The organism is Vibrio sp. 1401, from assembly GCF_033340295.1.
The window spans coordinates 1-559 of the sequence record NZ_JAWOWF010000682.1 but is presented as its reverse complement, the minus strand read 5'-3'; the positions used below and the strand labels follow the sequence as shown (position 1 = coordinate 559).

Here is a 559-nt window from a genome sequence, read left to right as displayed (position 1 = left end):
ACCAATGTCTAACTGAAAATCTGATGGTACACTTTCATCCATCAACTCGGCAGCACTTAAACCAAAATCTTCCACCTCTGGAATCGATTCTACGTGCTGTTCGAATCCAACTGGCGTCTTAACCTCTGGTTTAGATGTAAATTGATGCTCTGTCCTATCTTCAGAGATATCACTAATACTAATTTGTATTTGATAATCGCCTAAAGCAACAGTGTCACCATGGGACAAAGCAAGCTCATTCCCTTGGCCGATTGGAGTAACTGCATTATTAACAAATGTGCCATTTGTTGATAAATCTTTAATTAGATATTTATCGCCAAATTTAATCAATTCGCCGTGAGTCCCAGAAATAACTCTCTCAGGGTCTGGTAACGTCCAGTCACATTGTTCTGAGCGTCCGAAGGTTACCTTTGCATGCTCATCACTTGATTCAAACACAAACTCACTCTCTATTTCCGGAGTAAATTTGTGGAAACTCGTTATGGTCAATACCAATTTCATGAAAAACCTCGCCAAAGACCTGCTAAATATTTATATATCGATTTTTATAATTAGATTT

At 38.1% G+C, this 559-nt stretch carries 1 protein-coding gene; it reads right to left on the bottom strand.

The features are described from left to right. A partial coding sequence (gene tagH / locus R7Z77_RS27565; protein ID WP_318137335.1) for a type VI secretion system-associated FHA domain protein TagH occupies positions 1 to 501 on the bottom strand: 501 nt, incomplete at its 3' end. Between the last annotated feature and the right edge of the window lie 58 nt (positions 502 to 559).